At 74.6% G+C, this 25942-nt stretch carries 20 protein-coding genes, 1 pseudogene and 2 riboswitches; of the genes and pseudogenes, 10 read left to right on the plus strand and 11 right to left on the minus strand.

Going from position 1 to position 25942, the window contains the following annotated elements:
- Positions 1-48: 48 nt before the first annotated feature.
- Positions 49-468, minus strand: coding sequence for a hypothetical protein (locus ACZ3J7_RS28350; RefSeq protein WP_465625876.1), 420 nt, complete (start codon positions 466-468; stop codon positions 49-51).
- On the opposite strand from ACZ3J7_RS28350, the gene ACZ3J7_RS28355 reads away from it, so the two are divergent.
- Positions 443-616, plus strand: a complete 174-nt coding sequence (locus ACZ3J7_RS28355) for a hypothetical protein (RefSeq protein ID WP_465625878.1) — start codon at positions 443-445, stop codon at positions 614-616. The two genes, ACZ3J7_RS28350 and ACZ3J7_RS28355, sit on opposite strands and share 26 nt — an antisense overlap.
- Before the next feature lie 76 nt (positions 617-692).
- Here ACZ3J7_RS28355 and ACZ3J7_RS28360 read toward each other — a convergent pair whose 3' ends face one another.
- Positions 693-3791: a SpoIIE family protein phosphatase gene (locus tag ACZ3J7_RS28360; protein WP_465625880.1), complete on the minus strand. Its 3099-nt coding sequence runs from the start codon at positions 3789-3791 to the stop codon at positions 693-695.
- Positions 3792-3926: 135 nt separating this feature from the next.
- On the opposite strand from ACZ3J7_RS28360, the gene ACZ3J7_RS28365 reads away from it, so the two are divergent.
- From ACZ3J7_RS28365 to ACZ3J7_RS28375, 3 genes are all read left to right on the plus strand, one after another.
- Positions 3927-4880 (plus strand): pseudouridine synthase, encoded by a 954-nt coding sequence (locus ACZ3J7_RS28365; RefSeq protein WP_465625882.1) that lies wholly within the window; start codon positions 3927-3929, stop codon positions 4878-4880.
- Between the two features lie 127 nt (positions 4881-5007).
- On the plus strand, positions 5008-5907 hold the full coding sequence (locus ACZ3J7_RS28370) for an AurF N-oxygenase family protein (RefSeq protein WP_465625884.1): 900 nt from the start codon (positions 5008-5010) through the stop codon (positions 5905-5907).
- Positions 5908-6020: 113 nt separating this feature from the next.
- Entirely contained in the window at positions 6021-7199 is a 1179-nt protein-coding gene (locus ACZ3J7_RS28375) for a CapA family protein (protein WP_465625886.1), read from the plus strand.
- Positions 7200-7221: 22 nt separating this feature from the next.
- On the opposite strand, the gene ACZ3J7_RS28380 is transcribed toward ACZ3J7_RS28375, so the two are convergent.
- Positions 7222-8457: a transglycosylase family protein gene (locus tag ACZ3J7_RS28380; RefSeq protein ID WP_465625888.1), complete on the minus strand. Its 1236-nt coding sequence runs from the start codon at positions 8455-8457 to the stop codon at positions 7222-7224.
- Positions 8458-8460: 3 nt separating this feature from the next.
- Positions 8461-8628: riboswitch (cyclic di-AMP (ydaO/yuaA leader) on the minus strand.
- 460 nt (positions 8629-9088) lie between these two features.
- Here ACZ3J7_RS28380 and ACZ3J7_RS28385 point away from each other — a divergent pair.
- Positions 9089-10399, plus strand: a complete 1311-nt coding sequence (locus tag ACZ3J7_RS28385; protein WP_465625890.1) for an MFS transporter — start codon at positions 9089-9091, stop codon at positions 10397-10399.
- A 127-nt stretch (positions 10400-10526) separates the two neighbouring features.
- On the opposite strand, the gene ppnP is transcribed toward ACZ3J7_RS28385, so the two are convergent.
- From ppnP to ACZ3J7_RS28400, 3 genes are all read right to left on the minus strand, one after another.
- Positions 10527-10808, minus strand: a complete 282-nt coding sequence (ppnP, locus tag ACZ3J7_RS28390; protein ID WP_465625892.1) for a pyrimidine/purine nucleoside phosphorylase — start codon at positions 10806-10808, stop codon at positions 10527-10529.
- A gap of 117 nt (positions 10809-10925) precedes the next feature.
- Positions 10926-11660 (minus strand): tyrosine-protein phosphatase, encoded by a 735-nt coding sequence (locus ACZ3J7_RS28395; protein ID WP_465625894.1) that lies wholly within the window; start codon positions 11658-11660, stop codon positions 10926-10928.
- 150 nt (positions 11661-11810) lie between these two features.
- Positions 11811-13259, minus strand: a complete 1449-nt coding sequence (locus tag ACZ3J7_RS28400; RefSeq protein WP_465625896.1) for a glycine hydroxymethyltransferase — start codon at positions 13257-13259, stop codon at positions 11811-11813.
- A 31-nt stretch (positions 13260-13290) separates the two neighbouring features.
- Positions 13291-13397: riboswitch (ZMP/ZTP riboswitch) on the minus strand.
- A gap of 139 nt (positions 13398-13536) precedes the next feature.
- Here ACZ3J7_RS28400 and ACZ3J7_RS28405 point away from each other — a divergent pair.
- Together ACZ3J7_RS28405 and atpF are read left to right on the plus strand one after the other, a co-directional pair.
- Complete coding sequence (locus ACZ3J7_RS28405) at positions 13537-14052, plus strand: DinB family protein (RefSeq protein WP_465625898.1); 516 nt, start codon at positions 13537-13539, stop codon at positions 14050-14052.
- Between the two features lie 100 nt (positions 14053-14152).
- Positions 14153-14644, plus strand: coding sequence for a F0F1 ATP synthase subunit B (atpF, locus tag ACZ3J7_RS28410; RefSeq protein ID WP_465625900.1), 492 nt, complete (start codon positions 14153-14155; stop codon positions 14642-14644).
- Between the two features lie 126 nt (positions 14645-14770).
- Here the strand turns inward: atpF and ACZ3J7_RS28415 are convergent, their stop codons facing one another.
- Entirely contained in the window at positions 14771-16066 is a 1296-nt protein-coding gene (locus ACZ3J7_RS28415) for a carbohydrate-binding protein (protein ID WP_465625902.1), read from the minus strand.
- 236 nt (positions 16067-16302) lie between these two features.
- Positions 16303-17022 (minus strand): TetR/AcrR family transcriptional regulator, encoded by a 720-nt coding sequence (locus tag ACZ3J7_RS28420; protein ID WP_465625904.1) that lies wholly within the window; start codon positions 17020-17022, stop codon positions 16303-16305.
- A 311-nt stretch (positions 17023-17333) separates the two neighbouring features.
- Here ACZ3J7_RS28420 and ACZ3J7_RS28425 point away from each other — a divergent pair, with 311 nt between their 5' ends.
- Entirely contained in the window at positions 17334-18863 is a 1530-nt protein-coding gene (locus tag ACZ3J7_RS28425) for an MFS transporter (protein WP_465625906.1), read from the plus strand.
- 96 nt (positions 18864-18959) lie between these two features.
- On the opposite strand, the gene ACZ3J7_RS28430 is transcribed toward ACZ3J7_RS28425, so the two are convergent.
- Positions 18960-20579 carry a cellulose binding domain-containing protein gene (locus tag ACZ3J7_RS28430; RefSeq protein WP_465625908.1) on the minus strand — a complete coding sequence of 540 codons (1620 nt, stop codon included), beginning with the start codon at positions 20577-20579 and terminating at the stop codon, positions 18960-18962.
- Between the two features lie 286 nt (positions 20580-20865).
- Entirely contained in the window at positions 20866-21789 is a 924-nt protein-coding gene (locus tag ACZ3J7_RS28435) for a lytic polysaccharide monooxygenase auxiliary activity family 9 protein (protein ID WP_465625910.1), read from the minus strand.
- 693 nt (positions 21790-22482) lie between these two features.
- On the opposite strand from ACZ3J7_RS28435, the gene ACZ3J7_RS28440 reads away from it, so the two are divergent.
- Together ACZ3J7_RS28440 and ACZ3J7_RS28445 are read left to right on the plus strand one after the other, a co-directional pair.
- Positions 22483-23883: a collagen-binding domain-containing protein gene (locus tag ACZ3J7_RS28440; RefSeq protein ID WP_465625912.1), complete on the plus strand. Its 1401-nt coding sequence runs from the start codon at positions 22483-22485 to the stop codon at positions 23881-23883.
- A gap of 327 nt (positions 23884-24210) precedes the next feature.
- Positions 24211-25131, plus strand: a pseudogene (locus tag ACZ3J7_RS28445) (hypothetical protein); the annotation flags it as partial.
- Between the two features lie 66 nt (positions 25132-25197).
- Here ACZ3J7_RS28445 and ACZ3J7_RS28450 read toward each other — a convergent pair.
- Complete coding sequence (locus tag ACZ3J7_RS28450; protein ID WP_465625914.1) at positions 25198-25917, minus strand: hypothetical protein; 720 nt, start codon at positions 25915-25917, stop codon at positions 25198-25200.
- Positions 25918-25942: the final 25 nt, after the last annotated feature.

The following is a 25942-nucleotide window of genomic DNA, read 5'->3' on the forward strand; positions in this document are numbered from 1 at the left end:
GCCGGGCGGGCCCGCGGGGGACCGCCCGGCCGTGCCGGTGAGGGGGCGTCAGTGCGAGGAGAAGGCGTCGCCGCCGACCGCGAGCGCGTCGCCGCCGTTGCCCAGGGCGTCGCCGCCGACGGCCAGCGCGGAGCCGCACAGCGCCTCGGCGTCGCCGCCGACGGCGCCCGCGTCCCCGCCCTCGGCCCAGGCGTCGCCGCCCACCGCGCCGGCGCTGCCGCCCAGCGCGCCCGCGTCCCCGCCGACCGCGAGCGCGTCCCCGCCCTCGGCCCAGGCGTCGCCGCCGACCGCGCCCGCGTCGCCGCCCTGGGCCGCCGCGTCGCCGCCGACCGCCAGCGCGCCGTGCGGGTGCGCGTCCTGGTGGTGGTGATGGTGGTGCGAGTGCGCGGAGGCGGTGCCCGCGCCGCCGAGCAGGGCGAGCCCGGTGAGGAGGGTGGCGGTGGTGACCTTGGCAAGGCTGGAACGCATCGAGTTCTCCAAGCTTGGCGCCGAACGCCGGGGCGTCGAGCGCGGGTTGGTGCCGGACGCGACGATCATCGGCGCCCGCGGGCCCGCACCGCACGCCGCGGGCCGCCCGGTCACCCGGCCGGGGCACACGCACCGCCGCGACGGGTGAGCCGCGTACCGCCGGATGCCGTACGCGGTGACCCCGGCGGTTGACGGGCCTGCCGGAAAAGGGAGTTGACGCCCACTCAGTGCGACGATCGGACCGGCAGCTCCATCTCGAACCAGACCACCTTGCCGTCCTTGGTCGCCCGACTGCCCCAGCGGTGCGCCAGCTCGTTGATCAGCAGCATCCCCCGCCCGCCCTCGTCGTGCTCGCCCACCGGCCGCAGCCGCGGCTCCCGGCTGTCCGCGTCCGACACCTCCACCGTCAGCAGCGCGCCCCGGAACACCCGCAGCTGCAGCGGCGACCCGGCGTGCAGGACCGCGTTGGCCAGCAGCTCCCCGGTCAGCAGCACCACCGGCTCCACCAGCGAGGCCAGCCCCCAGTCGGCCAGCGTCCGCCGGGTGAACTCCCGGGCCTGCCGCAGCAGCGCCGGGTCGCCCGACAGCGGCAGGGTCGCCAGCCGGTCCGCGCCGACCGCCCCCGCGTGCGCCATGATCACCGCGACGTCGTCCTGCCCCATCGTCGCCCCGAGCGCCCCCAGCACCGCGTCGCACCCGCGCTCCAGGGTCGGCTGGCGGTGCGTCACCGTCTCGCGCAGCAGCTCCAGGCCCTCGTCCAGGTCCTGCCCGCGCCGCTCCACCAGGCCGTCGGTGTACAGCACCAGCAGCCCGTCCGCGCGCAGCGGGAAGCGCACCGACTCGAACGGCACCCCGCCCACGCCCAGCGGCGCGCCCGGCGGCGGCGTCACCAGCCGGGCCTGGCCGTCCCGCTCCGACACCACCGGCGGCAGGTGGCCCGCCGAGGCCAGGATGCACTCCTCGTCCACCGGGTCGAACACCGCGCACACGCAGGTCGCGAACTGGCCCTCGCCGAGCTGCGCGGTCGCCTCGTCCAGCCGGCGCAGCACCCGGGCCGGGTCCAGGTCGAGCGTGACCAGCGTCCGCGCCACCGTCCGCAGCTGGCCCATCGTCGCCGCCGCCCGGATGCCGTGGCCCATCACGTCGCCGACGATCAGCGCGACCCGGCCGCCGGTCAGCGGCACCACGTCGAACCAGTCGCCGCCGATCTCGTCACCCACCGTCGACGGCAGGTACCGGTGCGCGATCTCCAGCCCCGGCGTGCGGTGCACGTCCTGCGGCAGCAGGCTGCGCTGCAGGGTCAGCGCGGTGTCCCGCTCCCGCCGGTACAGCCGGGCGTTGTCGATGCAGACCGCCGCCCGCGCCGCCAGCTCCTCGCCCAGCGCCAGGTCCGCCGGGGTGAACGGCTCCGGGTTGGCCAGCCGGACGAACTCCACCCCGCCCAGCACCTGGCCGCGGGCCAGCAGCGGCACCATCAGGTACGAGTGGATCCCGGCGTCCAGCCCCGGCTGGACGCGGTCCGGGTGCGCGACGATCCGGCGCAGCTCGTACTCGTCCACGTGCGGCACCAGGATCGGCTTGCCGGTGCGCATCGCCCGGGCGTACAGCTTCGCCGAGTGCGAGGTCGACCCGACCTGGTCCGCCGCCCCGGTCAGCAGCGTGCCGCCGGCCCGCTCGCCCACCGCGACCGCCCGCAGCGGCACCGCACCCGACTCCGGGACGGGCTCCGGGTCCTCGCCGGTCAGCACCGCCTCGCGGATGTCCACCGTCGCGAAGTCCGCGAACCGCGGGATCACCACGTCCACCAGCTCCTGCGCGGTGATCGCCAGGTCCAGCGTGGTGCCGATCCGGGTCGAGGCCTCGTTCAGCAGCGCCAGCCGCTGCTGCGCCGCCTCCGCCGCCTCCAGGGCCCGCTGCCGCTGCTCGGCGGCGTCCCGCTCCCGGGTGTACAGCAGCGCGTTGTCGATCGACACCGCGGCCCGGGCCGCCAGCTCGCTGGCCAGTGCCAGGTCCGTGCGGTCGTACGGCGTCCCGGTCCGGGAGCGGAAGAACGTCGCCGTGCCGATCGCCGCGCCCCGGGCGATCAGCGGCACCACCATCAGCGAGCGCACCCCCTGCGCCCGGATCGCCCCGCCGCGCACCGGGTCGTCGGTGAACCAGTTCATCGCCGCCCCGTCGGTGCTCGGCACCAGCACCGGCTTGCCGTGCGACAGCGCCCACGCGTACGGCGTGCTCGGGTGCAGCCGCTGCACGGTGCCCACCGGGGCGATCGGGGTCATCCCGCTGTCCGGGACGGTGTGGAACGCCAGCCGGCGCAGCACCGCGGTCCGGTCCGCCCCGGTCGGCAGCGCGGCCGGCTCGCCCCGCACCAGGCCGTCCAGCACCTCGACCACCACGGTGTCGGCCAGCCGCGGCGCGGCGGTCTCGGCCAGCTCCCGGGCCGTGGTGGCCAGGTCCAGCGTGGTGCCGATCCGGGCGGAGGCCTCGTTCAGCAGCGCCAGCCGCTGCTGGGCGGCCTCGGCGGCGGTCTCCGCCTCGAAGCGGTCGGTGATGTCGACGACCGTGGTGCTCACCCCGAGCACGGTGCCGTCCGGCTGCTCCAGCCGGAAGCTCGACACCGACCAGGCGTGCTCGCGCTCCGGGTCGGCCGCCGTCCGGCCGTGCGTCCGGGCGTCCACCAGCGGCCGGCCGTCGGCCAGCACCCGGCGCATCGTCGCCTCGGCCTTCCGGCTGTCGATGCCCGGCAGCACCTCGGACAGCCGCCGCCCCAGGTGCCGGGTCACCGGCAGCCCGTTGATCCGGGCCAGCGCCTCGTTCAGCCGGACGAAGCGCAGCTCGGGGTCGAAGACCGCCATGCCGACCGGCGACTGCGTGAAGAAGCCGTCCAGCACCGCCAGGTCCGCCGCCAGCCGGCGCACCTCGCTGACGTCCGAGGCCACCGCCAGTACCATCGGCGAGCCGCTGCGGTCGAGCACCGGGAAGGTCCGGAAGTCCAGCCGCACCAGGTGCCCGTCCCGGTGCCGCACCGGGAACACCCCGGCCCAGGGGCGGCCGCTGAGGATCCGGCCGAACAGCTCCAGGGCGGCCGGGCGCCGCTCCGGGCCGACCAGGATGTCCGCCGCGCGCCGGCCCACCGTGCCGGTCGGCGGGAAGCCGAGCAGCGCCTCCGCGTCCGGGCTCCAGTGCAGGATCCGGCCGTCGGCCGCGATCAGCGCCGTGGCCACCGGGATCGACAGCAGGCCGTCCGGCACCGCCCCGCCGCCTGCCGCGAGCGGGGAGGTGGGACGGGTACGGGGGATCGTGCCCTGCTTGTCGGTGTCCATCTGGCCACCTGTCGTTCCGGGGGCGGGGACCGCCCTGCCATCGTCGCACGGCGGGGCGCCCGCGCCCAGACGGGTGACCTGCCGTTAGGGTGGACCGGATGGACACCCGTCGGACGGAACCCCAGGTGGCGCGCGGTGGTGCGTAGGAAACCCGCCCCCGTCAGCCCGCTGCCGCAGCGCGACGGAATCGACCCCGTGCACGTCAGGCTTCCGCCGGACGGCGCCTGGCCGACCGTCCGCGCCTACCTGGAGGAGCGCTACGGCGCCGCCGCCGGGGACGGGCGGGTCGCCGCGATGCTCGCGGCCGGCGAGTTCGTCGCCGCCGACGGCCCGGTCGCCGCCGACACGCCCTACCGGCCCGGCGGCCACGTCTGGTTCCACCGCGAACCCGGACCGCCCGAACCCGTGGTGCCCTTCCCCGTCGAGGTGCTGCACCGCGACGAGCGGATCGTGGTCGCCGACAAGCCGCACTTCCTGGCCACCACCCCGCGCGGCAGCCACGCCACCGAGACCGCCCTCGCCCGGCTGCGCCGCGACCTCGACCTGCCCCGGCTCAGCCCCGCCCACCGCCTGGACCGGCTCACCGCCGGCGTGGTGCTGTTCGTCGCCGACCCCGCGCTGCGCGGCGCCTACCAGGGCCTGTTCGAACGCCGCGAGGCCGTCAAGGAGTACGAGGCCGTCGCCCGCCACGAGCCGGACGCGGCGGCCCGGCTGCCCGTCGTGGTGCGCAGCCGGATCGTCAAGGACCGCGGCCGGCTCGACGCGTACGAGGTGCCGGGCGAGCCCAACGCGGAGAGCCTGGTCGAGCTGGTGGAGGAGCGCGGCGGCCTGGGCCGCTACCGGCTGGCCCCGCGCACCGGGCGCACCCACCAGCTGCGGGTGCACATGAACGGGCTGGGGCTGCCGATCCTGGGCGACCCGCTCTACCCCGAGGTACTGGGCGAGGGCGACCCCGAGGACTACCGGCGTCCGCTGCAACTGCTGGCGCGCTCGCTGGAGTTCACCGACCCGGTGGACGGCCGGCGGCTGCGCTTCACCAGCGGGCGGGAGCTGGCCGCCTGGCGGGACCCGGCGGGCTGGCCCGCTTGACAACCCGTCCGGGGCGGAGCGGCACCGCTTCGCGCGCAGTGTATTGACGGAAAGTCTAATAACTTCTACCTTCGCGGCAGTGCCACCACTCCACCCTCACCGCCCCCCCACCGCGAAGGAGCCCGGCATGCCGCCCCAGCCCACCCGCACCGCCCCCGACCGGGAGCGCACCGCCGAACGCCTGCTCGCCTCCTCCGCGAAGCTCTCGTTCAACCCGCTCACCGACGTCGACTGGGACGCCGACCCCGTCCCCGGCGCCTACTACTGCCCGCCCCGGCACCTCTCGCTCTACGGCACCGCCCTCTGGGAGCGGATGACCGACGAGCAGCGGATCGAACTCTCCAAGCACGAGGTCGCCTCCATCGCCAGCGTCGGCATCTGGTTCGAGGAGATCCTCATGCAGATGCTGCTGCGCCACGCCTTCGACCGGGACCCCACCAGCAACCACGTCCAGTACGCGCTCACCGAGATCGCCGACGAGTGCCGGCACTCGATCATGTTCGCCCGCATGATCGCCAAGATGGGCGTCCCCGCCTACGGCGCCGGATTCGTCGCCCACAACCTCGGCCGGCTGTTCAAGGCGATCTCCACCCACAGCCAGACCTTCGGCGGCACCATGTACGTCGAGGAGATCCTGGACGCCTTCCAGCGCGAGGTGATGAACGACGACACCCTCCAGCCGCTCACCCGCCAGGTCTCCCGGATCCACGTCATCGAGGAGGCCCGGCACATCAGCTACGCCCGCGAGGAGCTCGTCCGCAAGCGCCTCGGCCCGCTCCGCCGCCGGTACGAGCAGCTGTTCATCGGACTGATCGTCTACTACGCGACCACCGCGCTGATCCACCCCCGGCTCTACGCCGCCGTCGGCATCGACCCCAAGGCCGGCCGGGCCGTGGCCCGCGCCAACCCGCACTGGCGCGCCACCAAGGTCGAGATGGCGCAGAAGGTCGTCTCGGTGCTCGACCGGGCCGGGCTGGTCGGCCGGACCAACCGCTGGCTGCTGCGCGCCGCCGGCGTGGTGCACTGACGTGGCGCACTGAGCGGACGGGAATCGTGACCATGTGGTGTCCGGGTGGACTTCCGGTGTTCGAACGGCACGGATAAAGTGCGTCGTCACCGAAGCATCCGGGGGGTCCGTTCATGCGTCGCGCCACGGCCGGCACCACAGCCGCCGCCACCGCCGTCCTTCTGCTCACCGCCGTCACCGGCTGCGGCGGGCCGGACCCCTCCCAGGAGCGCTCCGTGACCGGCGGGACGGCGTCCGGCGCCTCGGGCGGGCCGAGCACGCCGGGCGTGCCGGACGCCCCGGGCCCGGCCGACGGGTCGGCGAGCGGGTCGGCGCCGGCGGCGGGGGCGACGAAGGGCGGCGGGGCGGACGGCACCATCACGGTGGCCTTCGCCGGGGACGTCCACTTCGAGGGGCGGACCGCCTCCCGGCTCGCCGCGGCCAAGGCCGACACCGCGCTCGGCCCGATCGCCGCGACGCTGGCCGCCGCCGACCTGTCGGTGCTCAACCTGGAGACCGCGATCACCAGCCGCGGCAAGGCCGAGGCCAAGACCTACACCTTCCGCACCACCCCCAAGGCGCTCGACGCGCTCAAGGACGCCGGCGTCGACGTGGTCTCCCAGGCCAACAACCACGCCGTCGACTTCGGCCCCGACGGCCTCGCCGACACCCTCGCCGCCAAGGCGGCCTCCCCGATACCCGTGGTCGGCATCGGCAAGGACGCCGCCGAGGCGTACGCCCCGCACGTCAGCACCGTGCGCGGCGTGCGGGTCGCCGTCCTGGGAGCCAGCCAGGTCAACGAGATCACCAACCAGAAGTGGCGGGCCGGTGCGCACAAGCCCGGCATCGCCTCCGCCCTCGACGAGACCGCGCTGCTGCGCGCCGTCACCGAGGCGAAGGCCCAGGCGCCCGTGGTCCTGGTCTACCTGCACTGGGGCGACGAGGGGGTGGCCTGCCCGACCCGGGCGCAGACCTCGCTCGCCAAGAAGCTCGCCGACGCCGGGGCGACCGCCGTGGTCGGCACCCACGCCCACACCATGCTCGGCGCGGGCATGCTCGGGAAGACCTACGTCGCCTACGGGTTCGGCAACTTCCTCTGGTACGGCACCTCGAACTACACCGCCTCCGACGAGACCGGCGTCACCACGCTCACCGTCACCGCCGACGGCCGCGTCACCGGCGAGGCCTTCACCCCCGCCCACATCGACGGCCGGGGCGTGCCCGTCCCGCAGAACGGGAACGCCGCGAAGGCCGCCCAGCAGCGCCGCGACGGCCTGCGCGGCTGCACCGGGCTGGCCGCCGTCCCCAAGTGACGGCGGCCGGCCCGGCCGGGCGTCACTTCAGGTCCAGCACCTGGCCCGGGCGGATCAGGTCCGGGTCCTCGCCGACCACCTGCTGGTTCGACTTGTAGAGCTCGGACCAGCCGCCGTCCACGGCGTGGTGGCGGGCGATCGAGGCCAGGGAGTCGCCCGGGCCGACGGTGTACGGCTGCGCGGACCCGGTGGCCGGGGCCGCCGGGGTGCCGGTCGCGTCCGCCACCGCGTCCGCGGGCGTGGACGCGGAGACCGACGGGGTCGCGCTCGTCGCCGGGGCCGTGGGGGCGTCCGGCGTGGCCGGGGCGTCCGGAGCGGGCGCGGTCGAGCCGCCCGGGCTCGGGACCGCCGGGGCGGTGGGCACCAGGCCGCTGCCGTTCCCGTTCCCGCCGCTGCCGGTGCCGCCGTCGGCGGGGGTGCCCGGGGTGCCCGGGGTGGGCGTGGCGGTCGGGTCGGTGGTCGGGTCGCTGGTCGGATCGGTGGGCACCAGCGGGGTGCCGGGGGAGGCCGGCGGGACGGTCGGCGTGGCCGAGGCGTCCGGAGCGGGCGTGGCCGAGGTGCCGGGGACCGGGGTGGTCGCCGGGGCGCCCGGGGCGGGCGTGCTCGGCTGCGGCTGCGGGTGCGTCAACTGCATGTAGCGCTCGTACAGGCTCCGGTGGCTGGTCCAGAACCAGGCGCCGTTCTTCTCGTACCAGTACACGTGCGAGACCGGGTCGTAGCCGGGCAGGCCGGAGAACACCGGCGCGGTGCCGTCCGCCGGGGCGGTGCTGCCGTCCGGGGCGGCGTTGACCGCCGCGACGCCGCGGGCGCCGCGCAGCGAACCCGTCTCGTTCGCCGAGTCGTTGTCGTCCACGACGCCCGGCGCGCTGGCGGTGCCCAGCCCGGCCCCGTCCGCGCAACCGGACCAGGGCGACGGGCCCTCGGTCGCCAGGATGCGCTCGGCGACGGCGATCTGCTGGCTGCGGGTGGCGCCGTCCGGCAGCGGGGCGTACTGGGTGCCGCCGTAGTCGGTCCAGCGCTGGGCGTTGATCTGCAGGCCGCCGTAGAGGCCGTTGCCCGCGTTGGAGTCCCAGTCCCCTCCGCTCTCGCACTCGGCGACCCGGTCCCAGACCGCGCTGGGCGCGGCGTGCGCACCGGTCACGGCGAGCAGCGGCAGGGCGATGCCGACGCCGGCCACGCCGGCCGCCGCGATCGCGCGCTCGGCGGTCTTCTCCGCCTGGCTCTGCCGGCGATGACGTCCCGAACCCGTGAAGAGCATGCGAGATCCTCTCCGCACGCCTGCGAGGTGAGCTGTCGGGTTCGGACCGGGAGGGAGGCCCGGCCGCCGCACCCCGGTCACCCGGCGCGGACGGCTTCACCCCTAGCCGTGGGGAACGGCAACGAACGTGGTTCCCCCGCCCCTGTCCAAGGGTTGTGGTGGTCGACCCGGAAGCGCGGTGGACAGGGCTCGGCGTTGTCGCGCTGCGGGGCCCGGCGGTGCGGGCAGGGAGGAGCCTATTCACTCGAACGTGGCAATCACAAGCTCGTCGCGCCCGGATCACGCCTGCGTCACGGCGGTGTCCGCCTGGTGTGTGGGCGACCTGTTGACGATCTCTCGGGCGGCGGACGCCCCGTGGGGCGCATCGTCGGTCGGTCGGCTGGAGAAGTGCGGCCGACCGGCGGGACCGGAGCGGGGCGGGCGGCGGGACCGGAGCGGGGCCGGCGGGATCCCGGCGTGCCGGGGCGGGAGGCCCGGGGCGTCAAGTTCCTTCGACCGGGCGCAAGTCGGGGCCAAAGCGGGCATTTTCCGTGTTGTGGATAAACGGCGCGACAGGGCGTCGTCGGACTTCCTACGATCACCCTGCTCGCTCTCCCCGCGGGCGTGTCACCGAGTCCGTGGAGGAACTCCCGTGCGCGTGCTGGTCCCCGAAGTGCTCCGCGTCGAGCGCCGGTTCGCCAGGTTGTTCGTCGGCCAGTCGCTGTCGGTCCTGGGCGACCGGGTGTCGTTCGTGGCGCTGCCCTTCGCCGTGCTGTCGATCAGCGACTCGGCCACCGACGTCGGCCTGGTCGCCACGGCGGGGCTGCTCCCGCTGCTGGTGTTCACGCTCGCGGGCGGCGTCTGGGCGGACCGGCTGCCCAGACAGCGGATCATGCTGGCCTCCGACCTGGTGCGCTGCGCCGTCCAGGCGGCCATCGCCGTCCTGCTGCTCACCGGCACCGCCCGGGTCGGGCTGCTGGCGGCGCTGACGGCGGTGTTCGGCGTGGCGGACGCCTTCTTCCTGCCCGCCTCCACCGGCCTGCTGCCCCTGCTCGTCCCCGCCGACCGGCTGCGCGAGGCGAACGCCCTGCGCGGGTTCGTGCAGTCGGCCAGCCTGGTGGCCGGTCCGGCGCTGGCCAGCGTGCTGATCGTCCTGGTCGGTCCGGGCGGCGCGCTGGCGGTGGACGCGGCGAGCTTCGCGGCCAGCGCCGCCGTGCTGGCCCGGCTGGGCGCGGTCGGTGACGGCGGCGTGGGTCGCGGGGCCGGGGCCGCCGAGGGCGCGGAGCCGGTCGAGCGGCTGGGCTTCCTGGCCGAACTGCGGATCGGCTGGCGGCACGTGCGCGGCCGGACGTGGGTGTGGTCGGGGATGCTGGCGATAGCCGTCTACCACGTGGTGGTGCTGCCCTCGGTGTTCGTCGTCGGGCCGCTGCTGGCGAAGCGCGAGTGGGGCGGGGCCGGGGCGTGGGCCGTGGTGGTCGCCGCCTTCGGTGTCGGCGCGGTCGTCGGTGACGTGTGCGCCTACCGGCTGAAGCCGGCCCGTCCGATGGCCGTCGCGGCCGTGGCGATGGCGGTCGCCTCCTGCCAGGCGGTGGTCATCGGCTCCGGCGCGCCGGTCTGGGTGATCGCGGTGCTGGAGGGGGTCACCGGAGTGGGCGTCTCCCTGTTCTTCGTGCTCTGGGAGACCTCGCTCCAGGTGCACATCCCGGAGCAGGTGCTCTCCCGGGTCAGCTCCTACGACCACCTGGTGTCCGTCGCCCTGATGCCGCTCGGGCTCCTGCTGGCGGGCCCGCTGGTCGAGGGCCTCGGGGTGCGCCCCGCCCTGTTCGGGATGACGGCGCTCGCCGTCCCGGCCGCGCTCGCCCTGCTCCTGTTCCCCGCCGTCCGCCGACTGCCCGCGAACCGACCGGTGGAGGACAGACCGGTGGCCGTGCGCCGGGAGCCCGCTCCGGAAGCGACGGTGTGAGCGTGCGCCCGTCCGTCGATCCGTTCATCCATGAAGGAGTGGAATGGGCCGGCACGGGCGAGGGCCGATTCCCGACCGCGCCCCGCGCGCCTCGACGCGCGGGGCGTGCGGGGCGCGGACGGTGGGGTCAGCGGTACTCGCAGAGGTAGGCGGTGTCCACCGAGACCCGGAGCTGGAACCTGCTGTCACCGGGAACGGAGAAGCGCTCACCGGCGGAGAAGGTCCGCCACTCCTCGGCACCCGGGAGCTTGACGGTCAGCGCACCGCTGACCACGTGCATGACCTCCGGCGCGGCGGTGCCGAACTCGTACTCGCCGGGGGCCATCACGCCGACGGTCGCCGGGCCGTCGGCCGAGGTGAAGGCGACCGACTTGACCGTGCCGTCGAAGTATTCGTTGACCTTGAGCATGCGCGTTCTCCTGCGGAAGGTGTGCGGAACGGCGGCCGACGCGTCGCGCGCCCGGCCGCGGCGGGGGCGAGCCTATCCGCGCGGGCGGCCGGGCCGCCGTGGGCGTCCGCTGGTTGGTCACCCGTCGGCCGGGGCCCCCGTCCGGGGCGGGAACGCGTCGCGCAGGGCGGCGAGTTCGGCGGCCCGGGCGCCGTGGGCGCGCAGGCACCCGTCCGGGGTGCCGTGGTGGGCGCGGATCGAGAGCAGCGCCCGGCGCAGGTGGACGGCGGCGACCGGGCGGGCGCCGTGGCCGGGTGCGGCCGGTCCGGGCGCGCCCGCCCCGGCGGCGGTCAGGCCGAGCGCCGCGTTGGAGCGGAGGAAGTCGGCGGTGACCTCGGCCTCCGGCACGCCCAGCAGCGACTGCAGCAGGGCGACCACCACCCCGGTGCGGTCCTTGCCGGAGGCGCAGTGCACCAGCACCGCCCGGTGCTCCGCCGACAGCAGCTGCCGGACGGCGGCCACCGCGGGCCGCCCGGCCCGCTCGCCCATCAGCGGGTACAGCTCGGCCTGCTCCGCCGGCCAGCGCTGCTCGGCGAAGACCGGAACGCGCAGGTACCGGATGCCGCTGTCGCCGAGCGCGTCCGGCCGGGCGGTGGCCTCCGGCGCGCTCCGCAGGTCCAGCACGGTGCGCACCCCCAGGCCGTGGAGCGTCCGCGCGCCGTCGGGCGTCAACCGGTCCAGTGCCCCGGAGCGGTACAGCACCCCGCGCGGGAGCGCACCGACACCGCCCGCGTCCCGGAAGTTGCGCACCCCGGGGACGGCCGAGGCGTCCGTCGTGGCCGCCGGGAGCGACGCCGGTTCGTCAGCGGTCATGCCGGCCATCCTAGGCGGCCTCCCGGGCCTCCTCCGCAGGTGGCTTGGGAAGCGGCACCGGGGCGGCCGGGAAGTGGCCGGCCCGGCCCGTCGGGGTGGCGACGGGGCGGGCCGGGCCGGCGTCCGGACGGGGACGCGGGGGAGGGGGGATCAGTCGAGCGCGATGCCCGGGTAGAGCGGGAAGCCGGCCAGCAGGTCGACCGCGCGCTTGGCGACGGCGTCGCGCACGGCCGCGTCCAGCGCGTACTGCGCCTTCGAGGAGCCGACCGGTGCGGCGGCCGTCAGCACGGTGTGGATCAGCTCGGCGACCTCGTCCAGCTCGGCCGTGCCCAGCCCGCGGGTGGTCAGCGCGGGCGTGCCGAGCCGGACGCCGGAGGTGTACCAGGCGCCGTTCGGGTCCTGCGGGACGGCGTTGCGGTTGGTGACGATGCCGGAGTCCAGCAGCGCCGCCTCCGCCTGGCGGCCCGTCAGCCCGTAGGAGGTGACGTCCGCCAGCACCAGGTGGTTGTCGGTGCCGCCGGTCACCAGCCGGGCGCCGCGCTTCGCCAGGCCCTCGGCGAGCGCCCGCGCGTTGTCCACCACCTGCTGGGCGTACAGCCGGAACTCGGGGCGGCGGGCCTCCGCGAAGGCCACCGCCTTCGCGGCCATCACGTGCGACAGCGGGCCGCCGAGCACCAGCGGGCAGCCCCGGTCGACGTGCTCGGCCAGTTCGGAATCGCACAGCACCATGCCGCCGCGCGGGCCGCGCAGCGACTTGTGCGTGGTGGTGGTGACGATCTGCGCGTGCGCCACCGGGTCGAAGTCCCCGGTCAGCACCTTGCCCGCGACCAGGCCGGCGAAGTGCGCCATGTCGACCATCAGGGTCGCGCCCACCTCGTCCGCGATCTCCCGCATCTTGCGGAAGTTCACCAGCCGCGGGTAGGCCGAGTACCCGGCGACCAGGATCAGCGGCTTGAACTCCAGGGCGATCCGCCGGACTTCGGCGTAGTCGACCAGGCCGGTCACCGGGTCCGTGCCGTAACTGCGCTGGTCGAACATTTTGCCGGAGATGTTCGGGCGGAAGCCGTGGGTGAGGTGGCCGCCGGTGTCCAGCGACATGCCCAGCATCCGCTGGTTGCCCAGCTCGCGGCGCAGCTCGGCCCAGTCCTGCTCGCTCAGGTCGTTGACGTTGCGCACCTCGGCCCGCCGCAGCGCCGGGCTCTCCACCCGCTGCGACAGCACCGCCCAGAACGCCACCAGGTTGGCGTCGATCCCGGAGTGCGGCTGGACGTACGCGTGCCGCGCGCCGAACAGTTCGCGGGCGTGCTCGGCGGCCAGCTCCTCCACGGTGTCCACGTTGCGGCAGCCCGCGTAGAAGCGGCGGCCCGGCGTGCCCTCCGCGTACTTGTCGCTCAGCCAGTTGCCCATCGCCAGCAGCACCGCGGGCGAGGCGTAGTTCTCGCTGGCGATCAGCTTCAGCGAGGCGCGCTGGTCGGCCAGCTCCCCGGAGATCGCCGCGGCGACCCGGGGTTCGACGGCGCGCACCACGTCCAGGGCGCTACGGAAGGCGGTGTCGGCGGCGGGGCTGCCGAAGGTGTGCGCGGGCAGGGACTCGGCCACGGGCGGTCTCCTCGTACGGAACGGCGACGATTCGGACGGCCCAGGCGCACGGCGACAGCACGCGGTGCCCGGGGGCACCGCACGGAGCCGCTTCCCGATGGTGACTTCCATCCCAGCGCGCCAGTCACGGCTCACCGCGATGCTACCAACCGCCGGGACCGGTTTCGATACGGGCCGGTGCGCGGTGGGCGCGGTGGGCGAGGGACGGGCGGGGCCCGGCGGGACGGGAGGGAAATCCCCTGGTGCCCCCCGACCCGGGATGGGCATGATCGGGCCCATGACATGGACCCTCCCCGCCACCGCCCGCACCGGCGGCTCGCTCACCGCGCCCGAGACCGAGCTGCTGCCCGGCTACCTCGCCTGGCACCGCGCCACCTTCCTGCACAAGTGCGCGGGCCTGACCGGCGAGCAGCTCGCACTGCGCCCGCTGCCCGCGAGCTCGCTGTCGCTGCTCGGGCTGATGCGCCACCTGGCCAAGGTGGAGCGGACGTGGTTCCGGATCCGCTTCGCCGGGCAGGACGTTCCGCCGCTGCACTTCGTGGAGGGCCACAAGGACGCCGACTTCGACCTGCTGGAGCCGGAGCGGGCCGAGCACGAGTACCTGGCGCTGCTGGAGGAACAGCGGCTCGCCGACCTCGCGGTGGCCGGGGCCGCACTGGACGACCTGCTGGCGGCGTACGGCGAGGAGCAGTCCCTGCGGACGACGTACCTGCACGTCATCACCGAGTACGCCCGCCACAACGGGCACGCCGACCTGCTGCGCGAGCACGTCGACGGAGTGACCGGCGGCTAGCCGGTCGGGCTGGGCGGGAGGTGAAGTCCCGTGCCGGGGAAGGGCGCTGGAGCGGACCCGGGGCAGACGGTTCGTCAGATGACCGGATAGCATACTGAGTATGGGACCTCTCGAACCAAACGTGCCCGAGCTGATCCTCGGACTGATCGTCTTCTTCGCCCTCTTCTGGGCGCTCGGCAAGGTGCTGCTGCCCCGCATCGAACGCACCCTGGCCGAGCGCCACGACAAGACCGACGGCGGTCTCGCCCGCGCGGAGGCGGCCCGGGCCGAGGCGGAACGCGTCCGCCAGGAGTTCCAGGCCGAGCTCGCCGCCGCCCGGCACGAGGCCGCCGCGATCCGGCAGGCCGCCGCCGAGGAGGGCGCTGCCCTGGTCGCCGCCCTGCGGGCCGAGGCCCAGCAGCAGCGTGAGCGGCTGGTGACCGAGGCGCAGGTCCAGCTGGCCGCCGACAAGGTGCTGGCCGAGGCCGAACTGCGCGAGGACGTCATCACGTTGGCGTCCGAGCTGGCCTCCCGAGTGGTCGGCGAGCCCCTCGCCGACCTGCCCTCCACCCGTGCGATCGCGGAGGAGTTCCGCAACCGCGCGGAGGTCTGACGCCCCGACGGGGGAAGGCGGACGGGCCGCCCGGCCCACGAGCTCGAAGGCTCGGGACCGGGCGGCCCGTCCGTTGCGCCGAATCGGTTCGGCCGGGCCGGTCGGGTCAGTCAGCGGGTCAGCGGGTCAGACGCACGGGCCGTCGTCGGCCCACACGCCCCACTGGCCGGTGCTGCCGGGGACCTCGTTCGTGGTCCACCACTTGGCGTGGTAGTTGTGGCCCTTGTAGCTGACCGGGTTGCCGCCGGTGTAGACGGTGCCCGCGCCCCACGGCGGCGCGCAGGGGGTGCCGGGCGGGGTGCTGGTGCTGCTGCTGCCGGTCGGCGAGGGGGAGGAGCTGGTGGGCGGGGTCGCGCCGGCGAACTTCACCGTGTACTTCGTGAAGTCCCAGTCGTTCTGCGCCACGCTGGAGCAGGCGCCGGACAGGCCGGGGTCGACCGTGCCGGGGCACTGGCGGTCGCGGTTGACGGACCAGTAGGTGTAACGGGCCAGCTTGTGCGCGGTGGCGAAGTCCAGGACGGTCTGGAAGTCCGCCTGCCGGAAGTACTCGGCGGCGTCGGTGCGGCCGTTCATCAGCGAGACGCCCTCGTGGGCGTACGCGGTGGCCTCGGTCCAGCCGAAGGTGTTCTGCAGGATCTGGTTGAACTTCACCAGCGCGTCGGTCTGCGCCGCCGCCCCGCTGAAGCCGCCGTCGAACGGCATGATGGAGTAGTTGTTCGGCGTGAAGCCCTGGGACTTCGCCTCCAGCAGCATCTGGGTGCCGAACCAGCCGGTGCCGGCGTTGGTGCCCGCGGTGGTGATGGAGACGTAGATGCCCGGGTTGTTCTGCTGCAGGATGCGGGCCGCGCCGATCTCGTTGTGGATCGCGGCGGTGTTCTCGTACTCGGGCTCCTCCAGGTCGAAGTCGATCGCCTTGAGGTTGTACTTGGTCACGACCTTCTGGTACGCGGCGGCGGTCGCCTCCGGGGTGCCGCAGGTCTGGCCCAGCTTGGTGCCGCCGTAGCCGCCCACCGACACCGAGACGTCGCCGCCCTTGTTGCGGACGGTCTGGATGACGGCGGGCATGGTGGTGTCGGTGTCGATCGAGGACGTCCCGCCCCAGGACGGGCTGCAGGTGTTGCCCTGGGCCAGGATGAACGCCAGCTGGAACGCCTTCTGGCCGGTGGCGTCCATCACCGCGGCGGCGTCCGGCGGGCTGTTGTCCTCCGGCATCAGGTACGGCGCGGAGGCGTACCAGTTGGAGCCGATCCCGTCCGCGGTCGCGGCGTTCGCCGAACCGGACGCGGCGACCGCGCAGACGCCGCCGGCCAGCAGGCCGAACACGGACAGGGCGACCGCGACGGCGCGGCGCGGCCGGCGGGACCGGACCGGGCCGGTGGCGGGGGTGGGGGCGGGGGAGTGTGGGGGAAGTGCGCGTTCCATCGAGGACCTCTCCAGGAGGCGGCGAGGACCGCGGCCCGGGCGCGCGCAGGTGGGGGTGCGCGCCCGGCCCAACGGTCGGATGCCTAGCCGAGGTTGACGTGACTGCCCACTGGTATAGACCTGTGCCGGGGCCCCGTCAACCCTTGCCGCCGCACCCGCGCGCACCGGTTCAGCGCCCGGTCAAATGCCGGCAAAGCGCAGGTCAAAGCGGATGCGGGGGAGAGGCGACCGGCCGGTCAGAGGGACCGGCGATCGGTCGGCAGGTAGGTCTCCAGCCCGCGCAGGAACACCTCGATCTTGAAGGCGTACCGCTCGTCCCCGTCGCCGGTCACCATGGTGTCCGCCATCTCCTGCAGGTTCGGGAAGCGGTCCGCCGGGAGCGCCAGCAGGAAGGTGCGCAGCTGGCCGAAGTACTCGTCGATGTCCGTCCCCCGGGCGATCCGCTCCGCGTAGACCGAGGACTCGTACGCGTCGGTGTCGATCAGCTGGCCCAGCCCGTCCAGCGCCCAGGCCGCGACCTGGGGCGGCATGCCGACCCGCAGCAGCAGGTCGAGCAGGAACTCGGTGACGGTCAGCTGGCTCTCGCCCAGCGGGATGCTGCCCAGTGACACCAGCGACACGTCCCGGTGCGAGGTCAGCACCCGCTGCGCCTCGAAGCAGATCTCGGTGATCTGCTCCTTCCAGCGCTCCGGCTCCGGGCGCCGGGGCAGCCGGATCTCGGAGACCACCCGCTCCAGCACCAGCTCGAACAGCTCCTCCTTGTTGGAGACGTGCGCGTACAGCGAGGCCGGGCCGGTGCCCAGTTCCTGGGCGACCCGGCGCATCGTGACCCCGGACAGGCCCTCGGCGTCCAGCACCCGCACCGCGGTCTCCACGATCAGCGAGCGGCTGAGCGGCTGCCGCGGCTCCGCCTTGCGGGGCTTGTGCCACGGGTTCTCGGGCATCTGCGCGGACAAGCGGGCCACCTGCTTTCGCCGAACGTTCCATCCGCGATCATCGTACTCCCGGCGAACGCCGTTCGACGGGTGGGCGAAGCAGCCGTTCCCCCGGGGCGGTCCCCGGCGCGGGTCGGGACCGGGTCGGGACCGGGCTGGGAGCGGATCGGGGGCGGGTCAGGGGCGGGGCGGGGTCGGAGTAGGGGAGAAGTCAGGGTTAATTCGTTTGACGGGAACGGTGCTCGACTCGTAGAACAGTGTTCGTCCAGAGAAACACCGTTCAGTCGCGCGGCCCCCGTCCACCGCGCCTGGGAGCACCCACAGGAGCTGTCATGACCGACGCGGTCGGCCCCACCACCGCGGCGCCGCCCTCCGGCGCCGCCGCCGAACCCTACCGCTGGCGGTGGGTCGCGCTGTTCGTCATCCTCGCCGCCGAGGTGATGGACCTGCTCGACTCGCTGGTCACCAACATCGCCGCGCCCGCGATCCGGGCGGACATCGGCGGCGGCGAGTCCACCATCCAGTGGCTCGGCGCGGCGTACACGCTGGCGATGGCCATCGGCCTGATCACCGGCGGCCGGCTCGGCGACATCTTCGGCCGCCGCCGGCTGTTCATGATCGGCGCGGCCGGCTTCACCGTCGGCTCGCTCGCCTGCGGCATCGCCCAGGAGCCCTGGCAGCTGATCGCCGCCCGGGTGCTGCAGGGCCTGCTCGGCGCGGTGATGCTGCCGCAGGGCCTCGGCATCATGAAGGAGATCTTCACGCCCAAGGAGCAGGGCGCGGCGTTCGGCATGTTCGGCCCGGTGATGGGCCTGTCGACGGTCGGCGGCCCGATCCTGGCCGGCTGGCTGGTGGACGCCGACCTGGCCGGCACCGGCTGGCGGATGATCTTCCTGATCAACATCCCGCTCGGCCTGTTCGCCTTCGTGGGCGGCCGGGTCTTCCTGCCGGCCCGGGCGCAGGGCCCGACCGTCCGGCTCGACCTGCTCGGCGCGCTGCTGGCCGCCCTCGGCGCGGCCATGGTCATCTACCCGCTGGTGCAGGGCCGCGAGCAGGACTGGCCGCTGTGGGCGTTCGCGCTGCTGGCGCTCGGCGTCGCGGTGTTCGGCCTGTTCGGCTGGTACGAGGCCCGGCGCAAGGCGAGCGGGGCGGACCCGCTGGTCGAGCCCAGCCTGTTCGCCAAGCGCGGCTTCAGCGGCGGCATGGTGCTCGGCCTGGTCTTCTTCACCGCGATGACCGGCTTCTGGCTGACGTTCAGCCTCTACACCCAGCTCGGCCTGCACTACAGCGCCCTCAAGTCCGGTCTGACCGGCATCCCGTCCTCGATCGGCATGGTGATCGCCTTCGTCGCCTCCCAGGCGCTGCAGAAGTACGGCCGCAAGGTCATGCACGTCGGCCTGGTGGTGATGCTGGCCGGTGTGCTGGGCCTGCTCTACACCCTGGACAGCCAGGGCCTGGGCGTCACGCCCTGGCAGCTGGTGCCCTCGCTGGCGGTCAGCGGCCTGGGCATGGGCTTGGTGATGGCCCCGTTCTTCGGCATGGTGCTGGCCTCGGTCGAGACGCACGAGACCGGCTCCGCCTCCGGCACGCTGACCTCGGTGCAGCAGCTCGGCGCGGCCCTGGGCAGCGCCATCCTGGGCACGGTCTTCTTCGAGCGGCTGAAGACCGCGGACTTCGCCAGCGCGGAGAAGGTCACCCTGTGGGCCGAGGTCGGCCTGCTGGTGGTGGTCTTCGCGGCGATCTTCCTGCTGCCGATGCACGGCCGCCCCGAGCACGGGACGGGCGAGGGCGGCGACTCCGCGGACGGCACCCCTGCGGAGGAGGGCACGCTCCGCAAGGAGGGCGAGCACCAGCCCGCCTGACGCCCCGACGGAACCGGCCCCGCCGGTCGAACCGGCAGGGCCGGCGGCCCGGAGCGGTGTGCTCCGGGCCGCTGGCCCGTTCGCGTGCGGGGCGGATCAGCCCTGGTAGGCCGCGAAGATCTTCGAGAACTGGTACGGCGTCTGCGGGACGTTGGTGCACTTGGGCAACGAGCCGGTGCAGGCGTTGGCGTCCCGGGTCATCTCCCAGAAGGCCAGCTCGCCGAGGTGGTTCTGCTGGGCGAAGGCGAGCAGCTGCTGCGCGTCGGTGATGCCGAACACCTCGGAGGCGGTGTCGTTCTGGCCGAGCATGGGAGTGACGCCGACCTTGGCGTACGCCTGGGCGTCCGTCAGGTCGGTCCACACCGAGCGGATCTGGGCCTGGGTGGACTGCGCGGACTGGATCGCGTAGGCGCCCATCCTGCCCGCCGGGCTCGGGGCGGCCCAGTCGCCGAAGTCCATCGCCATCACGTTGACCAGGTCCACGGCCAGGCCGGCGTTCTTCGCGGACCGCAGGATGTAGACGCCGTCCGAGGTGAGGCCGCTGGGCAGCACCGGCAGGGTCAGGCTGACCTTCAGGTCGCGGCCCTTGGCCCGCTGCGCGGCCTGGACCTGGGCGAGGGCGGCGGAGCGGCGGTCGACCGAGGCGTGGTCGGTGACGGCGGTGCCCTCGATGTCGAAGTCGACCCGGTCGAGCGCGTAGACGTCGACCACCTTCTGGTATTGGGCGGCCAGCGCGGCCACCGTGGTGCAGGACTGCGCCAGCTCGGTGCCGTTGGCGCCGCCGAAGGACGGGCGGACGTCGCCGCCGGCGTCCCGGACGGCGTCCATGTCGGCCTTGTTCCAGCCGGTGGCCGGGTCGTAGGCGCCGAACCAGCTGGCGGTGCACGGCTGGCTGCCGTTGATGATGAACGCCAGCGAGAACTCCTTGATGCCGCTGGCGGCGGAGAGCGCGGGCAGGCTGGGGGTCGGGTACGCGCCGAGGTCCACGTAGGGGGCGGCGGTGCCGGCGCTGGTGCCGGTGCCCGCGGTGGCGGTGACGGCGGCCGAGTTCGCCGACTCGTTGCCCGCCGCGTCGAAGGCGCTGACCGTGAAGGTGTGGCTGCTGCCCTGCAGCAGGCCGCGCACGGTGGCCGAGGTGCCGGTCACGGTGGCGACCACGGTCGAGCCCTCGCGGACGTGGTAGCCGGCCACCGAGGTGTTGTCGGTGGAGGCCGCCCAGCCGAGGGTGACGCTGCCGGGCCCGGTGCCGGTCGAACGCGGGTTGGCCGGGACGGACGGCGCCACGGTGTCGGCGGGGGCGCCGGCGCACGGCTGGTTGTTGACCGTGCAGTTGACCGGGGCGCTCTGCACCGCGCCGGTGGTCACGCCGAAGCCGACCGCCGGGGCGGCCGCGCCGGGGGCGAGCGGGGCGGCCCAGGACGGCGAGGTCACCGTGTAGTGGGTGCCGGTGGAGGTGCTGGTCGAGGTCAGCGTGCCGTTCCACAGGCTGGAGACGCTCTCGCCGGTCGGCAGGTCGAAGGAGAGCGACCAGCTGTTGACGGTGGCGTTGGTGTGGTTGGTCACGGTGTACGCGGCCTGGAAGCCGTTCGACCAGCTCTGGGTGACCGCGTAGTCGGCGGTCAGGCCGGTCACTCCGGCCGCGCCGGCGGCGGTGGCGCCCAGCGGCGCCGCGATCAGGGCCGCGGCCGCGGCGAGGGAGAGGGTGACGCGCCTCATGGGCGGGTCCTCCTTGGCGGTGTGGGGGACGGGTGGGGCCGTGCTCGGGTGCGTGGGGGCGCACCGGCGCACTCAAGATGGTCCAGACCAATCCGGCCCGTCAAGGCGAAGTCCTGTGGTTTTGCAAGGAGTTGACGGTTCAAGCAGGCGGGGTCAAGGCCGTTAAGGCGGCCGTAGGGTCGCCGGGGGAGAGGGGGTGGCGGGTGAGTGACTGAGGGCGCGGCCCCCGAACGTGGGGGATGGGGCCGCGCCACCCGCCTGACTCGCGTCAGGCGTTCGTGGGCCGTCAGGCGGAGACGGCGGCGCCGCGCATCCGGCGGGCCAGGTGCACGCCTGAGGCGGTGGCCGCCAGCAGGCCCGCGCCGGCCAGGCCGAGCAGCAGGTCGTCGTGGCTGGTCCGGTTCACCGCGGCGGTGCCGGACGCGGCCACGGCGGCCTCGGCGGCGGTGGGGTCGCCGCCGTGCCCGTGGTGCGACACGGTCGAACGGGCCGCGCCCGCGTCGATCTGCGCCTGGGTCGGCGCGGACGGGGCGTTGGCGGCGAGCGGGCCGGCCGCGGCCGCGGCGGTGGTGCCGCCGAAGTCGAGGTCCGAGCAGCCGTAGAACGCCTCGGGGCTGTCCGCGCGCTGCCACACCATGTAGACCAGCTGGCGGCCGGTGCGCTGCGGCAGGTTGACGTTGACGTGGTAGTAGCCGTTGTCCGAGGTGCGCGCGGTGTCGTAGACCGCGACCGGGCCGGCCAGGTCGAGGTCGGACCACTTCAGCGGCTTGGTGGGGTCGTAGCCGGCCTTGGTGATGTACAGCTTCATGGTGCCCTGGTGCGGCGCGGTGACCCGGAAGTCGAAGTTCCTCGCGCCGGCCGTCACCGAGGTGGCGGGCCAGTCGCTGCGGGCCCAGTCCAGGGCGCGGTACTTGTCGCGGTTGGCCGAGCAGAGGCGGCCGTCCGGGATGACCTGCTGGCTCTGGCCGTTGGCGCTGGCGATGTTGACCTCGTTCCAGTCGTACAGCGGCTGGGTGCCGCTGTCCGCGACGAGGTCCTTGCAGACCTGCGACTTGGGGGTCTCGGGGCCTTCCGCGTAGCAGGCCGCGATGCGGCTGGGCGGGCCGAACATAGCGCCGTGCGCACTGGCGCTGCCGGCGGCGAAGGTGGTGGCGACCAGGGCGCCCGCGCCCACCGCGGAGGCGGCGAGCAGGCGGCGGGACCAGGACATGGTTCTCCTCGGGAACGTTCGGGTCGGTAGTGGGGGAAAGCGGGCACGCCTGCCCGCCGACCACGGGGAGCGACCCCGGGCCGGTGCGGTGCGGACCCGGCACACCGCGAACCGTCCGAAGGCTACGATTGGCCTATACCAATTGACAAGGGTCGGCCAATGCCGGGTGGTTGGCGGATGGCGGCATCCGGCCACCGCCACCCTCCGTGCGGCCGAGCCGACCTGGCGCGACGTCAGGTTCCGGCCAGTGGACGCCCGGTACGAAAAGCCCGGGAGAACGCGCTCCGACGGTGCGCGGGTCCGCCCTCCGCCGCCCCCGGCCGCTGGTGCGAGACGCCGCGCCCGGGGCACCCGGGGCCGCTGCGGCGCAGGTGGCGGGCGGGAGGACGAGGGGAGTTCGAGTCGCCGACAAAGCCCGGGCGAGCCGGGCGGCGGAAGTCGACGCCACCTCCAACGGAATGCGGACGCCTTCCCGTCGCCCCCGAACGGTCCGGAATCCCCGGAGCGGCCCGGGAATCCCGGCCCGCTCCGGAGATTCCTGAGCGGCCGCTCCGAATTCGCCGGGAATCCGCCGAACGCCCGGCGCGCCGCCGCACGGGACTGCCGTCGACCGCCCCGTCAGGGCTGCCGCCGTCCGGGGGGATGCCGCGTGGCGGCGCGAGATCGGCCGACCCACCCGCCTAACCTCCCGCTATGCCCGTACGCCCACTGGCCCTCGCCGCCTTCTCGCTCGGTCTCGCCACCGCCCCCGTGCTCGTCCCGGCCCTGCTGTCACCGTCCGCGGTCGCCGCCGGGGCCGTCGGTTCCCCGCGGGCCGCGATCGGCAACCCGGTCGCCGGGAACCTCGGCTACAACGCCTTCGTCGAACACGACACCACCCTGGGCAGCACCGAAGCGGAAGGCCCGATCGCGACCGGCGGGAACCTCACCTTCGGCTCCGGATACAACGTCAGCCTGCACACGCCCGGCACCTTCACCGCACCCGGCGACGACCACCCCGCCGCACTGCTGGTCGGCGGCCGGGTCGACATGGCGGGCAGCTCCCCGGACGGGGTGCTCAAGGTGCTCAGCGGCGGCTACGCGAAGATCGGCGACCTGACCGGCTCGCGGCCCGTCGACCAGGACGTCAACGGCGCCCAGGTCGACACCCAGGTGGTGGCCGCCGGAACGGCGCACGACACCGTGCCCCGGATCGAGACGACCCTGCACCAGCCGACCGCCTCGGTCGGCCCCGCCCCCGGACTGGTCGACTTCACCACCGCGTTCCAGGTCTTCCGCGAACGGGCCCGGGTGATGGCCGGCTGCGCGCAGAACGTCACCCTGGTCGACGACGCCGGCCGCCCGCTCCCCGACGGCCCCTACCCGCCCGGCACCAGCGGCCACCTCACCCTCACCCCCGGCCGCACCAACGTGCTGCACCTGACGGGCGAACAGATGAACGCCCTCGGCGAGATCGTCTTCCGTAACCAGCCCACCCGGGACACCCCGCTCCTCATCGTCACCGACACCACCGCCGAGGGCGGCGTCTTCAGCTGGGACAACCCCAACACGCCCGGCATCAGCGGTCCCCAAGCCCCCTACGTGCTGTGGGACTTCCCCGACGCCACCGACCTCACCATGGCCACCGGCGACTCCCTCGAAGGGACCGTCTACGCACCGGGCGCCCACCTGCGGGACGTCAACGCCTCCAACATCGAAGGCGACGTCATCGCCCGCTCCTACGAGGCCGGACCGCTGGTCGGCGGCCGGTCGGTCGTGGCCGGCGAACTGCACGACCGGCCCTTCGACGCCGCCGTCTCCTGCACCGACACCAGCCCCTCACCGAGCCCGAGCCCCAGCCCCAGCGGCACCGGTACCACCGGCCCCTCACCAAGCCCCAGCCCCAGCCCGAGCGGCAGCACCGGTCCCGCACCCAGCCCGACCCCGACCCCCAGCCCCTCGCGCACCCTCCCCGCGCCCACTCCGACCCCCACCACCCCGGGCGGCGAACTCCCCGCGACCGGCCCCGGCCCCGACCTCCCCCTCACCGCGGCCCTCGCCGCCACCGCCCTCGTCACCGGCACCCTCCTGCTGCGCCGCCGCCGCAGGCACTGACGGCCGGTCACCGACCGGGCCGGGCGAGCTAGTCGGGCGAGCAGTCGGGAGGACCGGGAGGGGTTCGTCGGGCGTTCACGGGGGGAACAGGTGGCGGTGGTGCCCCGTTGGGGCGGGGTCGGGAGGTTGGGCGGCGCCGTTTTCGCAGCGGTGCCCGGCCGCCGCCGTGCCCGCCCGCCACCGTGCTCACCCACCGAACGAGGGACGGAACCCGTGACCGTACTGCGCGTGCCCAAGTGGCGTCGCCGACTCTCCCTGCTGCTCGCCGCCGTCGCGCTGCCGGTCGTCGGCACCGGAGCGCTGACCGCGACGCCCGTGGCCGCGGCCGGTGCCGCGGCCTGGCCCGGCGGGTCCGCCGTGGTCACCGCCGACGCGTCCAACGCGTTCGGCTCCGACCTGTCCGGCCTCCACCAGGAGGGCGGGGTGATGTGGGGCGTGCAGAACTCCGGCAAGCTGTGGCGGCTCGTCCCGAACGGCTCCGGCGGCTGGAAGCCCGACACCGCGAACGGGTGGACCTCCGGCAAGACACTGCGCTTCCCCGGCGGCAGCGGGACCCCCGACGACGAGGGCGTCACCCTGACCGGCGCGGGCTCGGCCGGCGGCGTGTACGTCTCCAGCGAGCGCAACGCCTCGGCCTCCTCGACCAGCCGGCTCTCCGTGCTGCGCTACGACGTCTCCGGCACCGGCGGCACGCTGACCGCCACCCGCGAGTGGAACCTGACCGCCGACCTGCCCGCCACCGGCTCCAACGCCGGCCTGGAGGGCGTCACCTGGGTGCCCGACGACTACCTGACCGGCGCGGGCTTCAAGGACGCGTCGACCGGCGCCGCGTACGACCCGAGCCGCTACGCCGCGCACACCGGCGGCGTGTTCTTCGTCGGCGTCGAGGGCAGCGGCACGGTCTACGGCTACGTCCTGCTGGAGGCCGGCGGCTTCACCAAGGTCGCCACCGTCGGCAGCGGCATGTCCGGCGTGATGGAGGTGACCTGGGAGCAGCAGGCCCACCGCTTGTGGGTGGTCTGCGACGACAACTGCTCCGGCCAGCTGCGCACCTTCCAGGTGAACGGCAGCGGGACGTTCGCCCTCGCCTCGGTCTACAACCGCCCCTCCGGCATGCCGAACATCAACAACGAGGGCTTCACCCCGGCCGGCGCGGACGAGTGCGTCGGCGGCAGCAAGCCCGTCTACTGGGCGGACGACAGCAACACCAACGGCCACGCGCTGCGCAGGGGCAGCATCACCTGCTGACCGCCCGGTAGCCCTCGGCGACGTCGGAGGGCGGGAGGACGGGCTCGAAGACCCGGCCGGGGCCGGTCACAGGTCGGCGGGCGGCTCGATGTCGGCGGGCGGGCCGTAGTCGTGCAGCCTGAGGGCGGAGGTGGCCCGGTAGCCGTCGCCCTCGCAGACCAGCGACAGGGCGGCGAGCCGCCCCAGGTCGTCGACCCGCAGGTCGGCTGCGCAGTCCGCGATGCCGTGCGCGGCGACCTGCCGGCGGACCGCCACCCCGAGCGCGGCGGACACCTGCCCGACCGGCAGCCGGCCCGCCAGGTGGTAGGCCGGCGCGCCGTCGGCGCCGCCCGGGACCGGCTCCCGCCCCCGGTACGCCGCCGGGTCGGCGGCCAGCAGCGTCCGCACCATCGGACGGTGGTCGGCCAGCAGCACCTCCTCCCCGCGCGGGTGCCTCGTCCAGGGCTGGTCGTCGATCCGGCTGTACACCTCGGTCCGGGTGGTGGTGGTGCTGACCTGCCCGGAGGCGTCCCCGGAGGACGCGGTCAGCCGCATCGAGCTGGTCTGGACGTCCCCCACGCTCACCCGGCCCCGGCCCCGCGCCGACGTCCGCCCGTCCGCCGCCTCCACCGAGAGCGCCGCCGAGAACGGCTCGGCCGGGGCGTCGACCGCGGCGCGCAGCCGCCCGACCTCCGCGGAGCGGTCGGCGGCGGTGGCGGAGGAGGGAGCGGAGGGCGGACCCGAACAGGCCGTCAGGACGGCCACCACGATGAGACCCCAGGCCAGCGCGCCCCCGCGCGTCCGCACCGTCACGACCCTACCCCCCACGGAA

Source organism: Kitasatospora sp. NPDC015121, assembly GCF_055562955.1.

Bases quoted from the DNA above. Each gene is read 5' to 3' on its own strand.
- ACZ3J7_RS28350 (WP_465625876.1), bottom strand. From the start codon at position 468: ATGCGTTCCAGCCTTGCCAAGGTCACCACCGCCACCCTCCTCACCGGG.
- ACZ3J7_RS28360 (WP_465625880.1), bottom strand. From the start codon at position 3,791: ATGGACACCGACAAGCAGGGCACGATCCCCCGTACCCGTCCCACCTCC.
- ACZ3J7_RS28370 (WP_465625884.1), top strand. From the start codon at position 5,008: ATGCCGCCCCAGCCCACCCGCACCGCCCCCGACCGGGAGCGCACCGCC.
- ACZ3J7_RS28375 (WP_465625886.1), top strand. From the start codon at position 6,021: ATGCGTCGCGCCACGGCCGGCACCACAGCCGCCGCCACCGCCGTCCTT.
- ACZ3J7_RS28380 (WP_465625888.1), bottom strand. From the start codon at position 8,457: ATGCTCTTCACGGGTTCGGGACGTCATCGCCGGCAGAGCCAGGCGGAG.
- ppnP (WP_465625892.1), bottom strand. From the start codon at position 10,808: ATGCTCAAGGTCAACGAATACTTCGACGGCACGGTCAAGTCGGTCGCC.
- ACZ3J7_RS28395 (WP_465625894.1), bottom strand. From the start codon at position 11,660: ATGACCGCTGACGAACCGGCGTCGCTCCCGGCGGCCACGACGGACGCC.
- ACZ3J7_RS28405 (WP_465625898.1), top strand. From the start codon at position 13,537: ATGACATGGACCCTCCCCGCCACCGCCCGCACCGGCGGCTCGCTCACC.
- atpF (WP_465625900.1), top strand. From the start codon at position 14,153: ATGGGACCTCTCGAACCAAACGTGCCCGAGCTGATCCTCGGACTGATC.
- ACZ3J7_RS28415 (WP_465625902.1), bottom strand. From the start codon at position 16,066: ATGGAACGCGCACTTCCCCCACACTCCCCCGCCCCCACCCCCGCCACC.
- ACZ3J7_RS28425 (WP_465625906.1), top strand. From the start codon at position 17,334: ATGACCGACGCGGTCGGCCCCACCACCGCGGCGCCGCCCTCCGGCGCC.
- ACZ3J7_RS28430 (WP_465625908.1), bottom strand. From the start codon at position 20,579: ATGAGGCGCGTCACCCTCTCCCTCGCCGCGGCCGCGGCCCTGATCGCG.
- ACZ3J7_RS28435 (WP_465625910.1), bottom strand. From the start codon at position 21,789: ATGTCCTGGTCCCGCCGCCTGCTCGCCGCCTCCGCGGTGGGCGCGGGC.
- ACZ3J7_RS28440 (WP_465625912.1), top strand. From the start codon at position 22,483: ATGCCCGTACGCCCACTGGCCCTCGCCGCCTTCTCGCTCGGTCTCGCC.